Consider the following 16722-nt stretch of genomic DNA (forward strand, 5'->3'; position numbering starts at 1 on the left):
GACAACCTCGCTCGGGCAGAAAGGCGTAGCCTCATTGCTCATTCTTCCTTGCTCCCCTGCCAGCGCAGCAGGGGAATAAGGATGATGACGGGCAGGGGCGAGACGATGAAGTCGATGAGGCGCCGGGCCAGCCGGTATGCCCAGGCGACATCGCCGGCCAGCTTGCCCAGCACCACCAGCCCGGCGCAGGCCACAAAAACGGCCGCGTAAAACCGGAGCGCCAGGTACATCCGTTGCCGGCTGGGCAGGGCCAACGTGAGCAGCAGCAGGCAGCTGCCGGTATACAGCAGCGAGTAAGCGCCTACCGACACCAGGCTGCGGCGCGTAACCAAGTCGCTGACGCGCTGCTGGGAAGCGGGTGCCGCGCCTGCCCCGGCCAGTTCCAGCAGTGCGTGCCAAAGGTGGTCGGCCGAATCCAGCACCGCCTCGGAATAGATGCCCAGGACAAAAATAACGAACACCAGCAGGGCGGCCAATAGGCCTCGCACCAGCAGCGAGGCTCTTCGGCGCGGGTGTGGCAACAGGAGCGGATCAGGCATAAGCGGGGCGGGAAACAGCCGGCTGGTCAGCCAGGCGGCGGGCCCACAGCATCCAGAGCAGGAAAATGCAAGCGTACACGACGAAGGTGAACGTGTAGTGATGGTTGAATTCTACCGACTGATGGTAGTAGAGATGATTCAGCGCCAGCGCCCCGATGCGGATAACATTCAGCAGGTAGATGGCGAGAATACCCAACGGGATATACCACAGCTTGCGCCGCACCGGACCCGGATAAGCCAGCACGAAGCCCGCAAATAGCGCATACAGCACCAGCCCATTGCAAGGGTGCCCCACGTGCACCATGGGCTGCCCGTTGAGCCGCAACAGGTACGGGTCCAGCCCATCTACCTGGGCTTGGAAGCCGAACAGGCGCAGGGCCAAGGCGCTGGCAGCCGTTATATTGGTGGAGAGAAACGCGTCGAGCCGGCCATCGATAGCCAGCCACTGCTCGTAGCCGACAAACCATAGAATATACAGCACCGTGGCCAGCAACAGGAAGCGGCGTAGCGGTGGGGCGGTAGGGGCGGAGATAGAAGTAGCAGCCATAAGCGGCAAGTTACCAGCCCGCTGCCAAGTCACCAAGCCCGGAACATAAACTGGGATGCCCGGCATCCCGGGCCTTTTTCTACCTTTGGGCGTATCACGTTGGCTTTTCCGCTGCTATGTCCGATTCTTCCTCGCTATCCGCGCCGGCCACTGCGCAGGCTCCTGATTATCAGCAGAAAATAAAGCAGGTATTTGCCGAGGTGGGCAAGGTGGTGGTGGGCCAGCAATATATGGTAGGCCGCCTGCTCATCGGCCTGTTCACCGGCGGCCACATTTTGCTCGAAGGTGTGCCCGGCCTGGCCAAAACGCTGACCATTAGCACACTATCCAAAGTGCTGCACCTGCACTTCCAGCGCGTGCAGTTCACGCCCGACCTGTTGCCTTCCGACTTGGTGGGCACCATGATTTACAACCAGGGCCAGTCGGTGTTCGAGGTGAAGAAGGGGCCGATTTTCGCCAACCTAGTGCTGGCCGACGAGATAAACCGCTCCCCGGCCAAGGTGCAGAGCGCCTTGCTCGAAGCCATGCAGGAAAAACAGGTCACCATCGGCGAAACCACCTACCCGCTGGATCTGCCGTTTCTGGTGCTGGCCACCCAAAATCCCGTGGAGCAGGAGGGCACCTACCCGCTGCCCGAGGCCCAGGTCGACCGCTTCATGATGAAGGTGTACGTCGATTATCTGAAGAAAACCGATGAGCTGGAAGTGATGCGCCGCATGGCCAACATGAGCTACGTGGGCGAGGTAAACCCGGTGCTGACCAAGGAAGATATCTTCGCCATCCGCAACCTGATCAATCAGGTGCAGATTTCGGAAACGCTGGAGAAGTACATCATCGAACTGGTCTTCGCCACCCGTCGCCCCGCCGACTACGACCTGGCCGAGTTTCAACAGTACGTGCAGTTTGGCGTGAGCCCCCGCGCCAGCATCGCGCTGCACCGCGCCGCCAAAGCCGTAGCCTTTCTGGATGAGCGCGACTACGTGCTGCCCGAAGACATCAAGGATGTGGCCGGCGACGTGCTCAACCACCGCATCCTGCTCAACTACGAAGCTGAAGCCGACGGCATCAAAACCCAGGACCTGATTGACGCCATCCTGCGCAAAGTGCCTATCAGCTAAACAGTGAGATGGTGAGATAGTGAGTTTGAAGTTCTGGCTGCGCCAAATACGCAAACCGCGCCGCTTGCGCCACCAGAACCTCAAACTCACCACCTCACTATCTCACTATTTCACCGCAAAAAAGGGAGGCTGACCATGCGGTCAGCCTCCCTTTTTTTGTGCCCGAAGGGCGAAGCGGTTATTCAACCACTACGCGCTTCACAACCAGCGTTTCGCCGGTCTTGAGCTGCAGCGAGTAAACACCGGCTGCGAGCTTGCTTACGTCGAAGCTGGCGGTGCCGCCGGTGGCAGGCAGGTTCAGCTCACGCTGCTGCACTACCTGGCCCAGGGCGTTGATGAGCGTGGCCGAAGCGGCGTGCAGGCTGCCGGCTGGTACGTCCAGCTGGAAGGTGCGGTGCGCCGGGTTCGGATACAGGTTCACAGTAGCGGCCAGGGCCTCGTTGCGGTTAGCCGTTACAATGCTCACCTGCACGTTGTCGAAGCCCAGGTCGTCGTCGCCGAAGTCCGAAGTGGCCCGGAAGCGCAGAACCGTGGTAGCCGAGTTGCCGGGGATGGTTACCTGCTTAGCCGAGAAGGCAGTGTTGGTAGCCAGGCTCAACAGCGGCGTGGCGGCGAAGGTGTTGCCACCATCGGTGCTCAGCAACACTTCCAGCTTGTCCGCACCGGTTGGGTTAATGTAGTCGAAGTTCAACCGCTTGATGCCGACAGCGCTCAGGTTCAGGTACAGGTCCAGCGTGCCCTGCGTACCAGTAGCAGAGAAGTACGTGTGGAAGCGGGCCGAGTAAGTACCGGCGCTGCTGGCGGGGGTGTAAGCACCACCGCTGGCGAGGCTCCAGGTAGCCGAAGCACCATCATCATTCCGACGGAAGGAGTTATTGCCCGTAGCGGGCGTGTTGCGCCAGCTGGCCGATGGAATGTCGCGCGTGCCCAGGTTGTTGATCCAAGGGCCTTCGAAGCTTTCCGAGAAAGGCAGCGTAGCGAATGGCGGCGGAGCCGGAGCCGTGGTGAAGGTAGTAGTAACGGCACCTGAGGTCTGGCCACCGGCGCAGTTGGTCACCACGCTTACGGTGTAAGTCGTGTTGGGCGTGAGGCCGGTCAGGGCAACGGGCGAGGCCGTTGGAGCCGGCGTTACGGTGGTGGTAGTGGTACCAGCGGTGTAGGTCACGGTGTAGCTGGTAGCCGTGGCGCTGGGCGTGAAGCTCAGGCTGGCCGAAGTAGCCGTGATGCTGCTTACGCTCAGGCCGGTAGCCACGGCGCAGGTTGGCGTAGCGCCCAGCGTTACGTCGATGGCAAGCCGTGCAGGCAGCGTAGAAGTGCTGAGGTCAGTGAACGTGGTGCCATTGGTAGTGAACAGGAAAGTTCCGCTCCGTAGAGGGCTTTCTGTCTGGTAGGCAAGGCCGATGTTTTCAGCACCAATGGTTTTCACACCCACGAAGAACGTGTTGGTTACCGGAATGCTCGGCAGGGTTACGGCATCGGCTACCACTGCGCCAGCGGCAGCAGTCGGACGAGGACGGGAAGGCGACGTGTAGAGTACAGTGCCGGGCAGACCAGTCGTAGCATTGGCGCTATATACTACCACCTGGTAGGTAGAACCAGCGGTGGCAACACCTGCGAAAGTAGGCGTAACTACGTTGAGGCCGGCCGAGCCGTTGGCTGTGTAACGTGCCACAAGGACGTTGCCAGCGGACTGTACACCAGCACCACCCGTGAAGGTAGTACCCACGATATAGCTCATGTCGGCAGCCGAAATGGTCTGCGTGGTGGTCTTGGAATCGTTGGTAGCCAGGTCATCGGGAGCCGTAACCGCGGCGGTTACGGTGTTGGTGCCGCTAGTGCCCGTCACGGGATACGTGAACGTGAGCGTGGTGGAGGCACCGGAGGCCAGCGTTGGAATCGTTTGCGTGCTGGAGAAGGTCGTGGCACCGCTCACCGTCAGGGTCACGGGCAGGGCCGTCTGGGCCGAGCTGCCAAGGTTGCTTACCACCACCTGGGCCGTTACGGGCGAGCCATAGGTGCTCGACACTTTGCCGAGGGTATACAGCGCCGTTACGGCCGCATCGTTGTTCAGGAGCACTGTTGGCGCGAAGCGGTAGGTCCGGCCCACGTCAGGCAGCGTAGCGTTGCGGAAGTTGTGGGTGCTGGTGCCGTAAGGGCCGTTGATGAATACCGTGGTGCTCCAGGCAGCGGCGCCGGTGGGCTTGTTGCCCAATACGGAGCTGGTAGCGTTAGCACCTTTGATACCAACGGTGGGGAAGCGGCTGGTGGCCGCGCCGGTGCTGGCCGTAGCCGGGCCGTACACAAACTCCACGTTGTTGGAGCCTTCGTACATCTTCAGCTGGAACGTGAAGTTGCTGTACTGGGTCGGCGCGGTGTCGGTGCCCGTACCGGCTTTGTCGCTCACGTTTTTCCACTGCACCGTACACACGCGGCTGCCGGCGGTGCCGGTAGTTGCCACGCTGTATTCGGCCGGGCTGGTGCCCGAAACCAGGTCAATGTTGAATGGAATCAGCAGGTTGCGGTCAGCCGCGTTGGTGCTGCCGATGGGGTCAACAGCCGTCTGCGTAGGCGAAAAGTCCTGGGTGAAGAACAGGTTGGCCACCGAAGGAGCCGCGGCACCCAGGCGAATCAGGCCGTTTGTGTTCAGCACGAACTGGGTGAAAGCCGTGCCATTGAAGTTGAACGTGAAGCCGATGGGCTGCGCGGCCGAGTTAGCATCGTCGGTGTTGGCGGTGGCAATGGCCGTGCCCGTGGCGCTGATGTCGGTGAAGGTGCCGGCGACGTTTACTGCGTTGGCCGGGCTGTAGTTCAGGGTTTGGGCCTGCGCCTGCGTCGCAAAGGGCAGCAGCGCCACCGGGAGCCAGCGAACTGCCTTTTTGAGGCGGGTTTGTAAAGTTGTGAGCATAAAATGGGTGAAAAGGTGAAGAATGAAGTGAAGTGAGGAATGAAACCAACTTTGCCGTTAAGCGCGGGTAAGGTAAGCTCAAATCTGCAAACAAAATATGATATTATCGAATCATTACGTGTGGATTCTTCCCAGATCAGCCAAGAGGTAATCAAGTGAACCTGACATAACCCCGCCGCAGCATCCATTCGGCAGCCAAATACCCAAAACCCGGCCCGGTGCGGGGAAGATTCGCGGAAGCGTAGCTTTGCACCTTAGCCGGAACTCACCCCATCGCCTATTTCGCTCGAGGTGTCTGGCCGCCAGTCGCATCAAGGCCAGTGCCACCCACCTAACGCCCCTCGCCGGGCGGTGAACCCCGAAAGAAACACTATGCAACTCCGGCAGCAGGTGAAAAAGTGGCTGACCCGCACGCTCGGGCTGCGGGCCGAGATGCCGCTGAGCTTCTACGCCCTGGACGTATTGTTTCGGCGCCTGCTGCGGCAGAATGCCGGCGTGCGGTGGGCCGTGCATCATACCAGCACCATTCGCAGCCCGCACCGGCTGGTGGTGGGGCAGGGCTGCTTCCCCGGCGACTCGCCCGGTGTCTACATCAACGCTGACAACGGCATTCACATCGGCGACTTTACCAACCTGGGCCCGCAGGTGGGCCTTATTTCGGCCAACCACGATGCCGTGAACAATGTCGGCCATGTGGCCGCCGCGCCCCTGCGCATCGGGCGCTTCTGCTGGCTGGGCATGGGAGCCGTAGTGCTGCCCGGCGTAGAACTGGGCGATTTTACCATAGTGGGGGCGGGGGCCGTGGTCACGCGCAGCTTCCCGGCGGGTCACTGCGTGGTGGCGGGCAACCCGGCCCGGCTGCTGAAACACCTGAACCAAGACGAATGCCATGCGCAAGCCCAACGCCGCTACGAGCAGCACGCTGCTGGGCAATAGCGCCTATATTTTCCTGATTCGCTTTTTTCCCACGCTGGCCAGCGTGGTGGCGCTGGTGTGGCTGTCGCGCCACCTGGCCCCGGCTCACTATGGCCAATACCAGAGCTTCTGGGTGCAGTGGCAGGTGCTGCACGTGGTGGCCTGCCTGGGCCTGCCCACGCTGGTGCTCACCTACCCGGCGGCGCTGGTGAGCGGGCTGGTGCGGGGCATCAGGCGGCGGCAGGCGGCGGGGCTGGGGGTGTGGCTATTGGTGTCTGCCGGCGGGCTGATGGCGTTGCAGCTGCTGTCGGGGGCGCTGTTTGCGCCCTGGCAGGCGGGCGCTTTTCTGCTGCTGGGCGTGCCGGTGGCCGTGCTCGAAGCCTACGCGCTGCTGGGGCGGCAGCTGCGGCCTCTGGCGTTGCTGAATATAGCTTATGCCGGCCTGTTCGGCGCAGTTCATGCCTTGCTGGTGGCGCAGGTGCTGAGCAGCAGCGGGCTGATGAGCTGGCTGCTGGTGGGCAATGCGCTACGGCTGGCGGCCCTGGCTCAACTGGCCCGGCAGCACTACCGCCGCACGGCGGCTCCCGCGCCCGTAGCCCTGCACACGGTCCGGAGCCTGTGGTTTCATACGGCCCTGAATGAAGTGGTGCAGGTGCTGTTTCGCTGGGTCGATAAGTTCGTGCTGAACTTTCTGCTGCCCGCTGCCCTGTTTGCCCTCTACTTCAACGGAACGCTGGATGTGCCGTTTTTGCCCCTGCTGCTGGGCGCGGCCGGTAGTGCGCTGCTGCTGCATTTTGCCCAAGCCGACCTACCCGACACCGAGCGGCTGACTACCCTGAAAACGGCCGCCACGCTGCTCGGTGGCCTCGTATTTCCGGTGTTCTTCTTCCTGCTTTTCTTCCGCCACGAGCTGTTCGCCGTCGTGTTTGCGCACCGCTACGATGCCGCCGTGCCCCTGTTTCTTATTTCGGTGCTGGTGCTGCCGCTGCGGGCCTACAATTTCACCGCGCTGCTGCAACACAAGGGGCAGGGGCGCACCATCACCCGCGGGGCCGTGCTGGATTTGCTGCTGGCCTTGGTGCTGATGTATCCGCTATACCGGCTGCTGGGGCTGGTAGGGGTGGCGCTGGCCTTTGTCATCAGCACCTACTGCCAGGCGGCCTACTACCTCGCGCACACGGCGCGGCTGCTGCGCGTGCGCTGGCCGGAGCTGGTGCCCTGGCGGGCCTGGCTGGGCCAGCTGCTGGGGTTTGGGCTGGGGCTGCTGGGGCTGCACGCGGTGCTCGGGCGGCTTTTCTCCCCGCAAGCAGCGCTATTGCTTGCGGGCAGCAGTGTAGGGGCGGTGGTGCTGCTATTGCTGTGGGTGGCCCGGCGCCGGCGCTGAGTCACTTCCCGCGGTGGTATTTAGCCAGCGCCACTTCCCACGCAAAAAAGCCGGGCCGGATGTCTTCTGACATCCGGCCCGGCTGGGTTTTCCGGCTATGCGGTGCCGCCTTACTTGGCTACCACAAACCGCACCGTCTGGCTGGTTTCGCTGGTCGTCACGGTGGCCACGTACACGCCGTTTTTCAGCGAAGCCGGCAGGGCTAGCTGCTGCGGGCCCGCGACCAGACGGCCGGCCTCTAGGGTGGCTACCGTGCGGCCCACGGCATCTACGATGCGCACCGTGGCGGCATCGGCCCGCTTCAGCTCAAACGAAAGCAGCGCCTCGCCGGCCGTGGGGTTGGGGGCCACGCTCAGGCCCTGTACCTGATCGGCGGAAGCGGGTTTGGCAGCCAGCACCTGGCCGGGAATGTTGTAGCAGGTAATCTGGGGGTTGAAGTTAGTCCAGCCCTGAGCCCAGTTGGCGGTGCCGGCCGGGCCGAAAGCCCCGCGATAGATCCCCGTTGTGAAGAAGCTGCCGGCCAGTTTAGCATCCGTGAACGAGGCTCCGGCCACCAGCGGCGACGCTGCGGGCAGCGTGTAGTCGGGCGCTACGTTGTTGATGGTGGCATTGGCGTTGGCCGGATCCACGTTGTTGAAGTTGCTGGCATTCAGGCCCAGGCTGCTGCTGTTGGCATAGATGGTATTGCCCCGGCTAGCCTCGTTGAAATAAGCAGCCAGATCCAGCGTGCTGCCGGCCTGCACCTGCAGCGGCGTGGTGCTGCCCGCCAGCACGTTGTTGCGCAGTACCAGCGCGCCGCTATTCAGGTTCGTTTCGGTGTTGGGAGTGGGGAAGGGGGCGGGGCTGTTGCTGGCCTGCAGATACAGCCCGATGGGGAAGCCGCTGAACACGGAGTTGAACACGCTGGTGGACGTGTTGCGGCGCAGGTGCATGGCGTGGCGGTACAGCGAGTTCAGCGACTGGCCGGCAGCCGGCGGAGGCAGAATTACCGTCACGTTCGAGAAGACCGGAGCCGTCAGGGGCTGCGCGTTGGTGCCCTGCGCGTCGTTGTCCGATTCGAAGGCGTTGGACTGCGAGGCATCCGCCGATGATGGGTCGCGCAGCACCAGGCCGTATTGCACGTTGCCAGCGAAGCCTGCATCGGTGTCGAAGTCGTCGTCCAGCGCGTTCATAGCTACTAGGTACTTGGCATTCACCGTGCCGCCAAACCACTCAAAGGAGTCGTCGCCGGAGTACGAAACCTGCACGTACTCGATGGTGGTACCCGAGCCCACGCCACCCAGCGTCAGGCCGTTGATTTCGTTGTTGGTCGAGATCAGCACGCCCGGAAACTCGATGCGCACATAGCGCAGCGTGCCGGAGTTGTCGTTCAGCACGGGCGCGTTGCCAACACCGGGGCCGTAGTTATAGCCCGTTACGCCCTCAATGGCCGGGTCGCCGGCAATGTTTTCTTGCGAGCGGCCCAGGATGATGATGCCACCCCAGTCGCCGCGGCGGCGGGCACCGGGGGCCTCATTGGAGGTAAATACAATGGGCTGAGAAGCCGTGCCGTTAGCTTCTAGCCGTGCCCCACGGGCAACGATGAGCGTTCCTTTAGACGATTTTTCGCCCTTGATAATGGTACCCGGTTCGATGGTGAGCGTGGCACCGGCCTGCACGGCCACGTTGCCCGACAGCAGGTAGATGTTGTTGCGCGTCCAAGTGGTGTTGGCCGTGATATTACCCGTGACTACAACCGGCGCCGGTGGTGTTGAAGGGCAAGACGACTGGGCGTGTGCCTCTTGTGGAACCGTCGAAACAGTAGCCAGGGCCAGCAAGATGGGGAGTAACAGCTTTTTCATCGGAGCAAGGGTTAAAAAAACAGTGAGATAGGGGCAGTTCGTTGGTGGGGCGAAGGTCCGGAATGAATACGCCCGCTGGACCAGAGCGGGCGTTATGTTTTCGTTAGCGGCGTGTTACGTTTCCGTGTAGTCTAGAAGCGGTAGGTGAGGCCCAGGGTGCTGTAGCTGCCGCGGCGGTAGCGGCCAAAGTGCGTGTCGGCTTCCGGCGTGCCATCCGTAATCTTATTGTCGCGGTTCAGGTCCCAGCTCTGGCGTACGGGCTGATTGAGCAGGTCCTGAATGCCGGCCTTGATTTCCAAATGCTGCCCCAGGCCCTTCGTCACGGAGAGGTCGATAATGTTGCGCGGCCGCTCAATCACGGAGAAGTTGTTGCTCCGGTCGCCCACCAGCAGAATGCGCGGGCCCACCACATTGTATTGCGCCGATACCTGCCAGTGCCGCTCATCATCCTGGTAGAACGTGCCCACGTTGAACACGTACGGCGACTGGCCTTGCAGCGGGCGCTTCAGAATCTGGCGCTCATCGTCGCGCAGATTCACCTCGCTTTTGATGTAGGAAGCGTTCATTACAAAGTTGAGACGCTGCAGAAAAGCGTTCTGGCTGGCTTGGGCCAGGCTTTTGCGCACTTCCACCTCCACACCGTAGTCGTAGGCGGTGGGGGCGTTGGCATAGCTCACGTTGATGGATTCGCTGCCCAGCGGCAAAATCGTCTGCTCGATGGCATCGCGGAAGTGCTTGTAGAATACGCCCACCGAAATCACTTCCGAGCGGGTAGGGTAGAACTCGTAGCGCAGGTCGCCGTTGTAGATGGTCGCCGTTTTCAACGAGTCGTTCCCCTGCACCCCGGTGTTGGCACTAAAGTCGTAGAAAACATAGTTGGCCACTTCCCGGAACTCCGGCCGGTTCACCGTTACGCTGCCACCCAGCCGCAGCAGCGACCGTTCGTTGAAGTTGTAAGCCGCGTTGAACGAGGGCATTGGAATGGTGCGAATCTCTTTGTAGTTGATACCGTCGCCATTGAGCAGGGTCTTGCGGTTGTACTCTACCCGCACACCGCCCGACACGTTGAACTTGTCGGAGATGGGAGCCACTGCGCCCACGTAGCCCGCCACCAGCGTGTTGGCAGCCTCGTAGCGGTCTTGCGGCAACGTGGCCTCGGCCAGCTTGAAGCCGCGCGGCCCGATGTTGGCCGCCGAAAACAGCTGCCCCACGGTAAGGGTGGAGTTAAGCAGCGACGGGTCAGTATTGGCATCGCTCACATAAGAGAAATACCGGTTAGCAAGGGTGCGGTCCTTCTGCTCGGTGTAGAAGCCGATGCGCAACTTGTATTTGTTGGCGCTCAGCGTGTCGCGGCCGGCCCAGCGCCGCTCCCACTGCCCGCTGGCCATGTATGTGTCCTCCTTCAGATTGGAGTAGAAGCGCGAAGCGTCAAACTGGTTGGGCGAGGCCACAATGTTCACCCGGAACGGGTCGGTGGTGCCGGCTATGCGCTGATTCTGGTAGCGGCGGTAGTCGGGCTCGTCGCGGAACACGTAGTTGTAGCCGCCGGCCCAGCTCAGGGTAGTATGCTCCTGCTTGCCCACTTCGTGCGTGCCCTGCAGCTGGCCCGAGTAGATGCTCCGGCTCTGGTAGTGCGTGGCGTACTCATCACGCTCCTGCTCCTGCGTGTTCAGCACGCCGGTCCGGTACACCACCTCATCGGTGCCATACTGGTTGAAAAAGTTGCGAAACTCCAAGCGGTTGCGGTTATTCAGGCGCAGCTGCCAGTTATGAATAATGCCCAGGCGCGTAGCCGCCAGCGAGCGGTCATCGTTGTAGTCATACCGCACGCTACGGGCCTGGGTTTCTTCCTGGTAGAGGTCGATGCGCTGGCGGACGATGTTGTAGCGCTCCTGCGTGTTGGAATACGACAGCGACGTGACGTTGCTCAGGTATTTGCTGCCAATCTCAAATTTGCGGTTCAGCCCCAGCGACAGCCGCATATCCGGCCGCGAGCGGACCGTGCGCGGCTCCCAGGAGTTGGGCAGGCGCGTGCCAATTTCCTCCACTGAGCCGGACGTGGGCAACTGGCGCGGACCGTTGTCGTAGCCCAGCCAATCGGTTTTGGAGCGGTTGCTGCTCAGGAAGTTATTGAAGGTGGTGCCGTGGCGGGCCCAGCTGGAAAGGCTGAGCGTCGTCGAATTGTCCAGCACCGAGTTCTTGGTGTAGACTTTCACCACGCCGCCGCCCATCTCACCCGGCAGCTCCGGCGAGCCGGATTTGAAAATCAGCACCCGGTCAATTACCGACGAGGGTAGAATATCGAACGAGAACGAGCGGGTATCCACTTCTGCTGAGGGCGTGAGGGCATCGTTCAGCAGCACCGTATTATAACGCTCGGCCAGACCCCGAATCACGATGAAATTGTTGCTCTGCACCGTTACGCCCGGAATCCGCTTCACCACCTCGGCCGCGTCGCGGTCCAACGACTTTACTATCTGGTCGTTGCTAATTCCGCTCACCACCACTTCGCTGCGTTTCAGGTCCTGGATCAGGGCCACTTCGGTGCCCGTCTGCTTCTGGCCCGTCACCACCACTTCTTTCAGGTTCTGAGCGTTTTCCTCCATCACCCCGTTCAGGGTGGTTTTGGCCTCGGCCCGCACTACGATACCGTTGAAGTTCAGCGGCTTGTAGCCGATGTAGGTCATCGTAATGCTGTAGGTGCCAGGGTCCAGCTTCAGGTCATAATTGCCCTCCACATCCACGGGGGCAGCCTGCGTGGTGCCGGTCACCAGCACCGTAGCCCCAATCACGCCTTCTCCGGTCTTTTTATCCGTTACTTTGCCCCCGATAGAACCCTGTTGGGCCAGCAGCAAATGACTGAGTGTGAGCAAGAAAAATAGTAGAGCAGAACGACGCATAGACCAGTGGTTTAAACCGTTTTGCAAAGCTATCCGCAGCCTGTTACGCGAATATTGCGGCAGCATTATGCTTGTGTTATGCGCTGGCTAAGCCCTTCATATTCTGTCAGAAACCACTACTTTTGCGGCCGTTTTCCCTATCTCCGCCTATGCTCCAATCCATGACCGGCTACGGAATCGCCCGTCGCGAAACCGACCACTACGCCGCTACCGTCGAAGTAAAATCGCTCAACTCCAAAACCCTCGACCTCAGCCTACGGCTCCCGCGCTTCCTGCATGATCGGGAACTGGAAATTCGCAACCTGGTGACTAAGAGCCTGGTGCGCGGCAAGGTGAACCTCACGATGGACTTCACGCGCCCGCGCGGCGCGGCCCGCCTGGGTGTGGTGCTGAACCAGGAAAACCTGCTGGCGGCCTACAACGAGCTGGAGCAGGCCGCCGACTTGCTCGGGGCACCCAAAGATCAGCTGTTTGCCCTCGCCCTGCACCTGCCTGGCGTACTCCAGACTCCCAGCGCCGAGGCCGTAGAAGAGGAAACCGAAGTGAGCTGGGATGAGCTGCTGCCCCTGGTGCACGAGGCGCTGGAGCGCGTCAACCAGTTCCGCCGCGACGAAGGACAGACCCTGACCACCGAGATTCTGGGCTACGTGGCGCGCATCCGCGCCCAGCTCAGCGAAGCCGAGCGCTACGACCCCACCCGCATCGAGCTGGTGCGGCAGCGCCTGCAAACGCACCTGGCCGAGATTTCCGCCAACGAGCATTTCAACCCCATCCGCTTCGAGCAGGAGCTGCTCTACTATATTGAGAAGCTGGATATCGCCGAGGAAAAGGTGCGGTTGGGCAGCCATCTGCAGTACTTCATCGAAACTGTGGCCCTGCCCGAATACAGCGGAAAGAAATTAGCGTTTATTTCGCAGGAAATAGGCCGCGAAATCAACACTATCGGCTCCAAAGCCAACGATTCTACCCTCCAGCATCTGGTGGTCGGGATGAAGGAAGAGCTGGAAAAGATTAAGGAGCAGATCAACAATATTCTTTGAGTGCAACCGATCTGAAGCCCCGATGAAATTGAATTTTTACCATGAAATTTGGCATAGTAATTTACTAATACAGAATTGATGCTGCCAGGAATCAGGCGCAGCCAATCCAAGCTTTAGCGTTCTTCGTAAATGGTCAGGAACGCCTCTGGAGGCCGTTTTTAGGGCTAATGCATGTTACCCGCAAATTATTTTTACCCCAAACACTTGCGGGTTTAGAATTTGTGCGTAAATTGTGTTATCCGAACAGAAGCCCTCTTCTAATCTGGTACTTACTCACGTTTTGAATTCCACCTTTTTTCAGTCTACAACTATGAAAAAAGCCTTACTCGCCCCCGTTCTGTGCCTGACGCTGATGCTGATGGCCTTCCGTCCATACGCTGAGGTCGAAATGATCAAAAAGCGCGTTCTGAGCGAGCGTGTCGAAGTGCTGATTCCCAAAGGCTTCGAGGTGATGAGCGAGCAGCAGATGGACTTTAACTATGCCAAAGCCCAGAGCCGTCCGAGCGTTATTTACACCAACAGCAAGGAGGCTTCCATCGCCTTTACCTATACCGACAACACGGCCGATCAGGACATGATTGACATGTACTCGGAGAACTTCTACAAGATGTACTCGAAGCAGTACAAGGAAGCGAAGTGGTTCAACAAAGGCGTGAAAGAGGTCAATGGCCGCAAAGTGGGCTACATGGAGCTGATGAAGCCTGAGCTGGGCCACGAAGTCTACAACCTGATTTTCTTCACTGACGTGGAAGGCAAGCTGCTGATGTGCAACTTCACCTGCGCCGACCGTCAGAAGCCGGAGTGGGAAACGGTTGCCAAGCAGATCATGAACTCGTTCAAAACCAACGGGTAGCAGACTTCTTTCCAGGTTCCCTGGAATGTATAACAAACCCGGAATTGTTTGCTCCCGAGCCGACAATTTCGGGTTTATTGCGTTCTGTCGATTTGGATTGCCGTTCAATAGTTTATCCGGGCATTACATTCTGCAGCTTGCGGAATAACTGTAGTGAGGCGGCCGGCTTACTGTAAAACGGTCGAAAGAGCCGCAGCGCGGCGACAGGTTTATAGCAACCAGATAGGGAAAAGGAACAAGCCGCGTAGGGGTGACAGAGCCGTTCAGGCGGTTCTGTCACCCCTACACGGCTTTTCTGTCAAGCATGGCTGTTCTCCAGCCTAGGCGCGTGGGAACTCGCTTCGCTCGTCGCGGAACGGATTTCCGCACTACTTCGCGTACCACTGCCTGAAAGCTGCTTCAGATTCCCAGGTAGATGGTGGCGCTGCAAGGCCGTGCTAATGCCGGCTGGGGGCCGCGCTCGAACGGGTGGCCTACCGTGGTGGGGTGGCTGGCCGCGCACCGAGCAGGTTCAAAAACTGTATGGTGAGTTGATAAACTCCCCGGAAAGCGGTTAGGGGCAGGGTGGCGGGCTGGTCGTGCACGTCGTGGTAGGCGGTGGGGCCGCCGCGGGTGTAAAAAAAGAACGCCGGCACACCCTGTTCGGAAAAGGGAAAATGGTCGGAGTTGGCGGCGCGGCCCCGTGCGGCCAGTTGCGGCACGAAGCGGCCGGCCTCGTTTAGCCGCATGAGTTGCTGAAACCGGGAATCCAGCAGCTTACCGTTTACCACCGTCATTCCCTCTTCGCCCGTACCCAGCAGATCCATATTGATTAGGAACCGGATGCGGCTCAGCGGAAACAGCGGGTGCGCCACGTAATGGCGCGAGCCCAGCAGCCCGGCCTCCTCCGCACCGAAAGCCATAAAAGCCACGGAATAAGCCGGCTGATTTTCGGGCTGGGCGTAGTATTCGGCCAGCGCCAGCAGCATGGCCGTACCGCTGGCATTGTCGTTGGCCCCCGGAAAAAAAGTTTTTTTGCCCATGCGGCCCAGGTGGTCGTAGTGCGCCGTGACTACCAGGAAGGAATCGGGCTGCACGCGGCCCGGCACGTAGCCGATGACGTTGCGGGTGGGGTAGTCGGGCTCCAGCCGGGCCGTTACCTCCACCGTGGCCTGTTGCGGGTAGTTGGCCCAACGGCTGGCCAGCACCTGCAGGCGGGGCTGGGCGTGCTGCGTGGCGGCCAGCGAGGCCGTGAGCTTGGTGGGCACAAGCGTGATGAGCGCCGCGGCCTGGTTCAGGTGCTCGGCAAACGCATCGGGCAGGGTGCGCAGGCGCTCAGCATCGCGCTGGCGCAGCACCACTATCCGGCCGCTCAGGGGTTGGGTCAGAAAGCGTTGGCCGGCGGCTTCATTGGTGAAAATCAGGCTGTCGAGTGGAAGGAGAGGGCCGGTGACGCGGCCGGAGCCGGAAGCAGGCTCGGCAATGAAGTCGAAGCCGGGCTGGAGCGGCCGCCCATCGAGCCGGAGTGCAAATGCACCGGGAAAGGTATTGACGGTGAGAGCAAACGGCTGCGCGTAGCCGGGCGTGAAGGAGCGCAGCCCCAGCGCCTTGAAGCGCCGCGCCAGGTAGCTGGCCGCCCGCCCGGAGCCGTGCCGCACGTAGCCGCGGCCGTGCATAGCGGGCGCGGCCAGCGTGGTAATGGTTTCGCGCACCAGACCCATATCCTGCGCCCGGCCCGGTAGCGCCGCGCCGAGCAAGCCTACACTCAGGCTGAGCGGCAGGATGACGGACCAGGAAGCAGCAGGAAGAAGTCGCATAAGAAAAGGAGCAAAGCCAGCCTCAGTCCCACCAGCGGCGCAACGCCCACATACTGAGCAGCCCCGCGCCGGTGCCGATACCGTCGCTGATAACGTCGGACCATTCGCCGTGGCGGCCCAGGGCCATGCGCATCTGCAGCAGCTCGATGAGGGCGCCGAAGGCAAGGCCGCTCAGCAGCACCAGGGCGAAGGCGTGCTGCCGCACCCGCGGAAACCGCCGCTGCCGCCGGGCGGAGAAGTAGCTCAGGACTGCCAGCACCCAGAAGACGAAGGCGTGCGCGGCCGTATCGAAGGAAACTAGCTCCCAGGGCGGCGTGTGGGGCATGTCCTGGGCCGGCGTGAGGGTGAGTACCAACACCAGCGCCGCCCACGCCAGCGGCAGGACCACGAGGGCCCGGCGGCGGGACGAGGGCGGCGCGGTAAGCGGCACGACCGGCAAATCAGCTATGCGCCAACCAGCTCGCCGTAGGCTTCGGCCGAAAGCAGGGCCTCCAGCTCGGCGGGGTTGGTAATGGCCATTTTTACCATCCAGCCGTCGCCGTAGGGGTCCGAATTTACGGTTTCGGGGCTGCCATCGAGCTTCTCATTTACTTCGAGCACGGTGCCCGTAATGGGGCTGAACAGGTCGGAGACGGTTTTTACGGCTTCCACCGTACCGAAAACCTCGTTCTGCGCTACGTCTTTGTCCAGCGTGTCGATGTCAACATACACAATGTCGCCAAGCTCTTTCTGGGCGTGGTCGGTGATGCCGATGTAGGCAACGTCGCCTTCCACGCGGATCCACTCGTGCTCTTTGGTGTACTTCAGGTTGGCAGGAAGATTCATGGGGTGATTTTGGGGGAAGAGAAAGGATAGGCAAGCGTACTGCGCTCAAAAGTACGCGT

General features: G+C 60.9%; 13 protein-coding genes. 5 read left to right on the plus strand and 8 right to left on the minus strand.

All coding sequences use genetic code 11. From position 1 onward, the window contains the following. Positions 1 to 38: 38 nt before the first annotated feature. Positions 39 to 539 (minus strand): XrtX-associated membrane protein, encoded by a 501-nt coding sequence (locus BUB62_RS16460; protein WP_143164235.1) that lies wholly within the window; start codon positions 537 to 539, stop codon positions 39 to 41. After that, positions 532 to 1086: an exosortase X gene (xrtX, locus tag BUB62_RS16465; RefSeq protein WP_073111983.1), complete on the minus strand. Its 555-nt coding sequence runs from the start codon at positions 1084 to 1086 to the stop codon at positions 532 to 534. The genes BUB62_RS16460 and xrtX overlap by 8 nt, the downstream gene beginning before the upstream one ends. A 116-nt stretch (positions 1087 to 1202) precedes the next feature. Between xrtX and BUB62_RS16470 the strand changes: the two genes are divergently transcribed. Beyond that, a complete protein-coding gene (locus tag BUB62_RS16470) occupies positions 1203 to 2204 on the plus strand; it encodes an AAA family ATPase (RefSeq protein ID WP_073111984.1) in 1002 nt (333 codons plus the stop codon). Between the two features lie 178 nt (positions 2205 to 2382). On the opposite strand, the gene BUB62_RS16475 is transcribed toward BUB62_RS16470, so the two are convergent. Further along, positions 2383 to 5109, minus strand: coding sequence for a T9SS type A sorting domain-containing protein (locus BUB62_RS16475; RefSeq protein ID WP_073111986.1), 2727 nt, complete (start codon positions 5107 to 5109; stop codon positions 2383 to 2385). 372 nt (positions 5110 to 5481) lie between these two features. Here BUB62_RS16475 and BUB62_RS16480 point away from each other — a divergent pair, with 372 nt between their 5' ends. Both BUB62_RS16480 and BUB62_RS16485 read left to right on the plus strand, forming a co-directional pair. Then, complete coding sequence (locus BUB62_RS16480; protein WP_084539142.1) at positions 5482 to 6045, plus strand: acyltransferase; 564 nt, start codon at positions 5482 to 5484, stop codon at positions 6043 to 6045. Beyond that, positions 5999 to 7408 (plus strand): lipopolysaccharide biosynthesis protein, encoded by a 1410-nt coding sequence (locus BUB62_RS16485; RefSeq protein ID WP_073111990.1) that lies wholly within the window; start codon positions 5999 to 6001, stop codon positions 7406 to 7408. Before BUB62_RS16480 ends, BUB62_RS16485 begins: the two co-directional genes overlap by 47 nt. A 110-nt stretch (positions 7409 to 7518) precedes the next feature. Here BUB62_RS16485 and BUB62_RS16490 read toward each other — a convergent pair whose 3' ends face one another. Continuing rightward, entirely contained in the window at positions 7519 to 9249 is a 1731-nt protein-coding gene (locus BUB62_RS16490; protein WP_073111992.1) for a T9SS type A sorting domain-containing protein, read from the minus strand. 131 nt (positions 9250 to 9380) lie between these two features. After that, the gene (locus tag BUB62_RS16495; protein WP_159437483.1) at positions 9381 to 12149 is read right to left on the minus strand and encodes a TonB-dependent receptor; all 2769 of its coding nucleotides are present in this window, start codon (positions 12147 to 12149) and stop codon (positions 9381 to 9383) included. Between the two features lie 149 nt (positions 12150 to 12298). Between BUB62_RS16495 and BUB62_RS16500 the strand changes: the two genes are divergently transcribed. Next, a complete protein-coding gene (locus BUB62_RS16500) occupies positions 12299 to 13189 on the plus strand; it encodes a YicC/YloC family endoribonuclease (RefSeq protein ID WP_073111996.1) in 891 nt (296 codons plus the stop codon). A 310-nt stretch (positions 13190 to 13499) separates the two neighbouring features. Next, positions 13500 to 14042: a hypothetical protein gene (locus tag BUB62_RS16505; protein WP_073111998.1), complete on the plus strand. Its 543-nt coding sequence runs from the start codon at positions 13500 to 13502 to the stop codon at positions 14040 to 14042. Positions 14043 to 14515: 473 nt separating this feature from the next. On the opposite strand, the gene BUB62_RS16510 is transcribed toward BUB62_RS16505, so the two are convergent. The 3 genes from BUB62_RS16510 to gcvH are packed head-to-tail and all read right to left on the minus strand — an operon-like array spanning position 14516 to position 16663. Further along, the gene (locus BUB62_RS16510; protein ID WP_084539144.1) at positions 14516 to 15838 is read right to left on the minus strand and encodes a M28 family metallopeptidase; all 1323 of its coding nucleotides are present in this window, start codon (positions 15836 to 15838) and stop codon (positions 14516 to 14518) included. Between the two features lie 22 nt (positions 15839 to 15860). Continuing rightward, positions 15861 to 16268 (minus strand): VanZ family protein, encoded by a 408-nt coding sequence (locus BUB62_RS16515; protein ID WP_084539145.1) that lies wholly within the window; start codon positions 16266 to 16268, stop codon positions 15861 to 15863. 14 nt (positions 16269 to 16282) lie between these two features. Next, complete coding sequence (gene gcvH, locus BUB62_RS16520; RefSeq protein ID WP_073112002.1) at positions 16283 to 16663, minus strand: glycine cleavage system protein GcvH; 381 nt, start codon at positions 16661 to 16663, stop codon at positions 16283 to 16285. Positions 16664 to 16722 lie beyond the last annotated feature (59 nt).

It is taken from the genome of Hymenobacter daecheongensis DSM 21074 (assembly GCF_900141805.1).
In the GTDB taxonomy this organism is placed as follows: Bacteria; Bacteroidota; Bacteroidia; order Cytophagales; family Hymenobacteraceae; genus Hymenobacter; species Hymenobacter daecheongensis.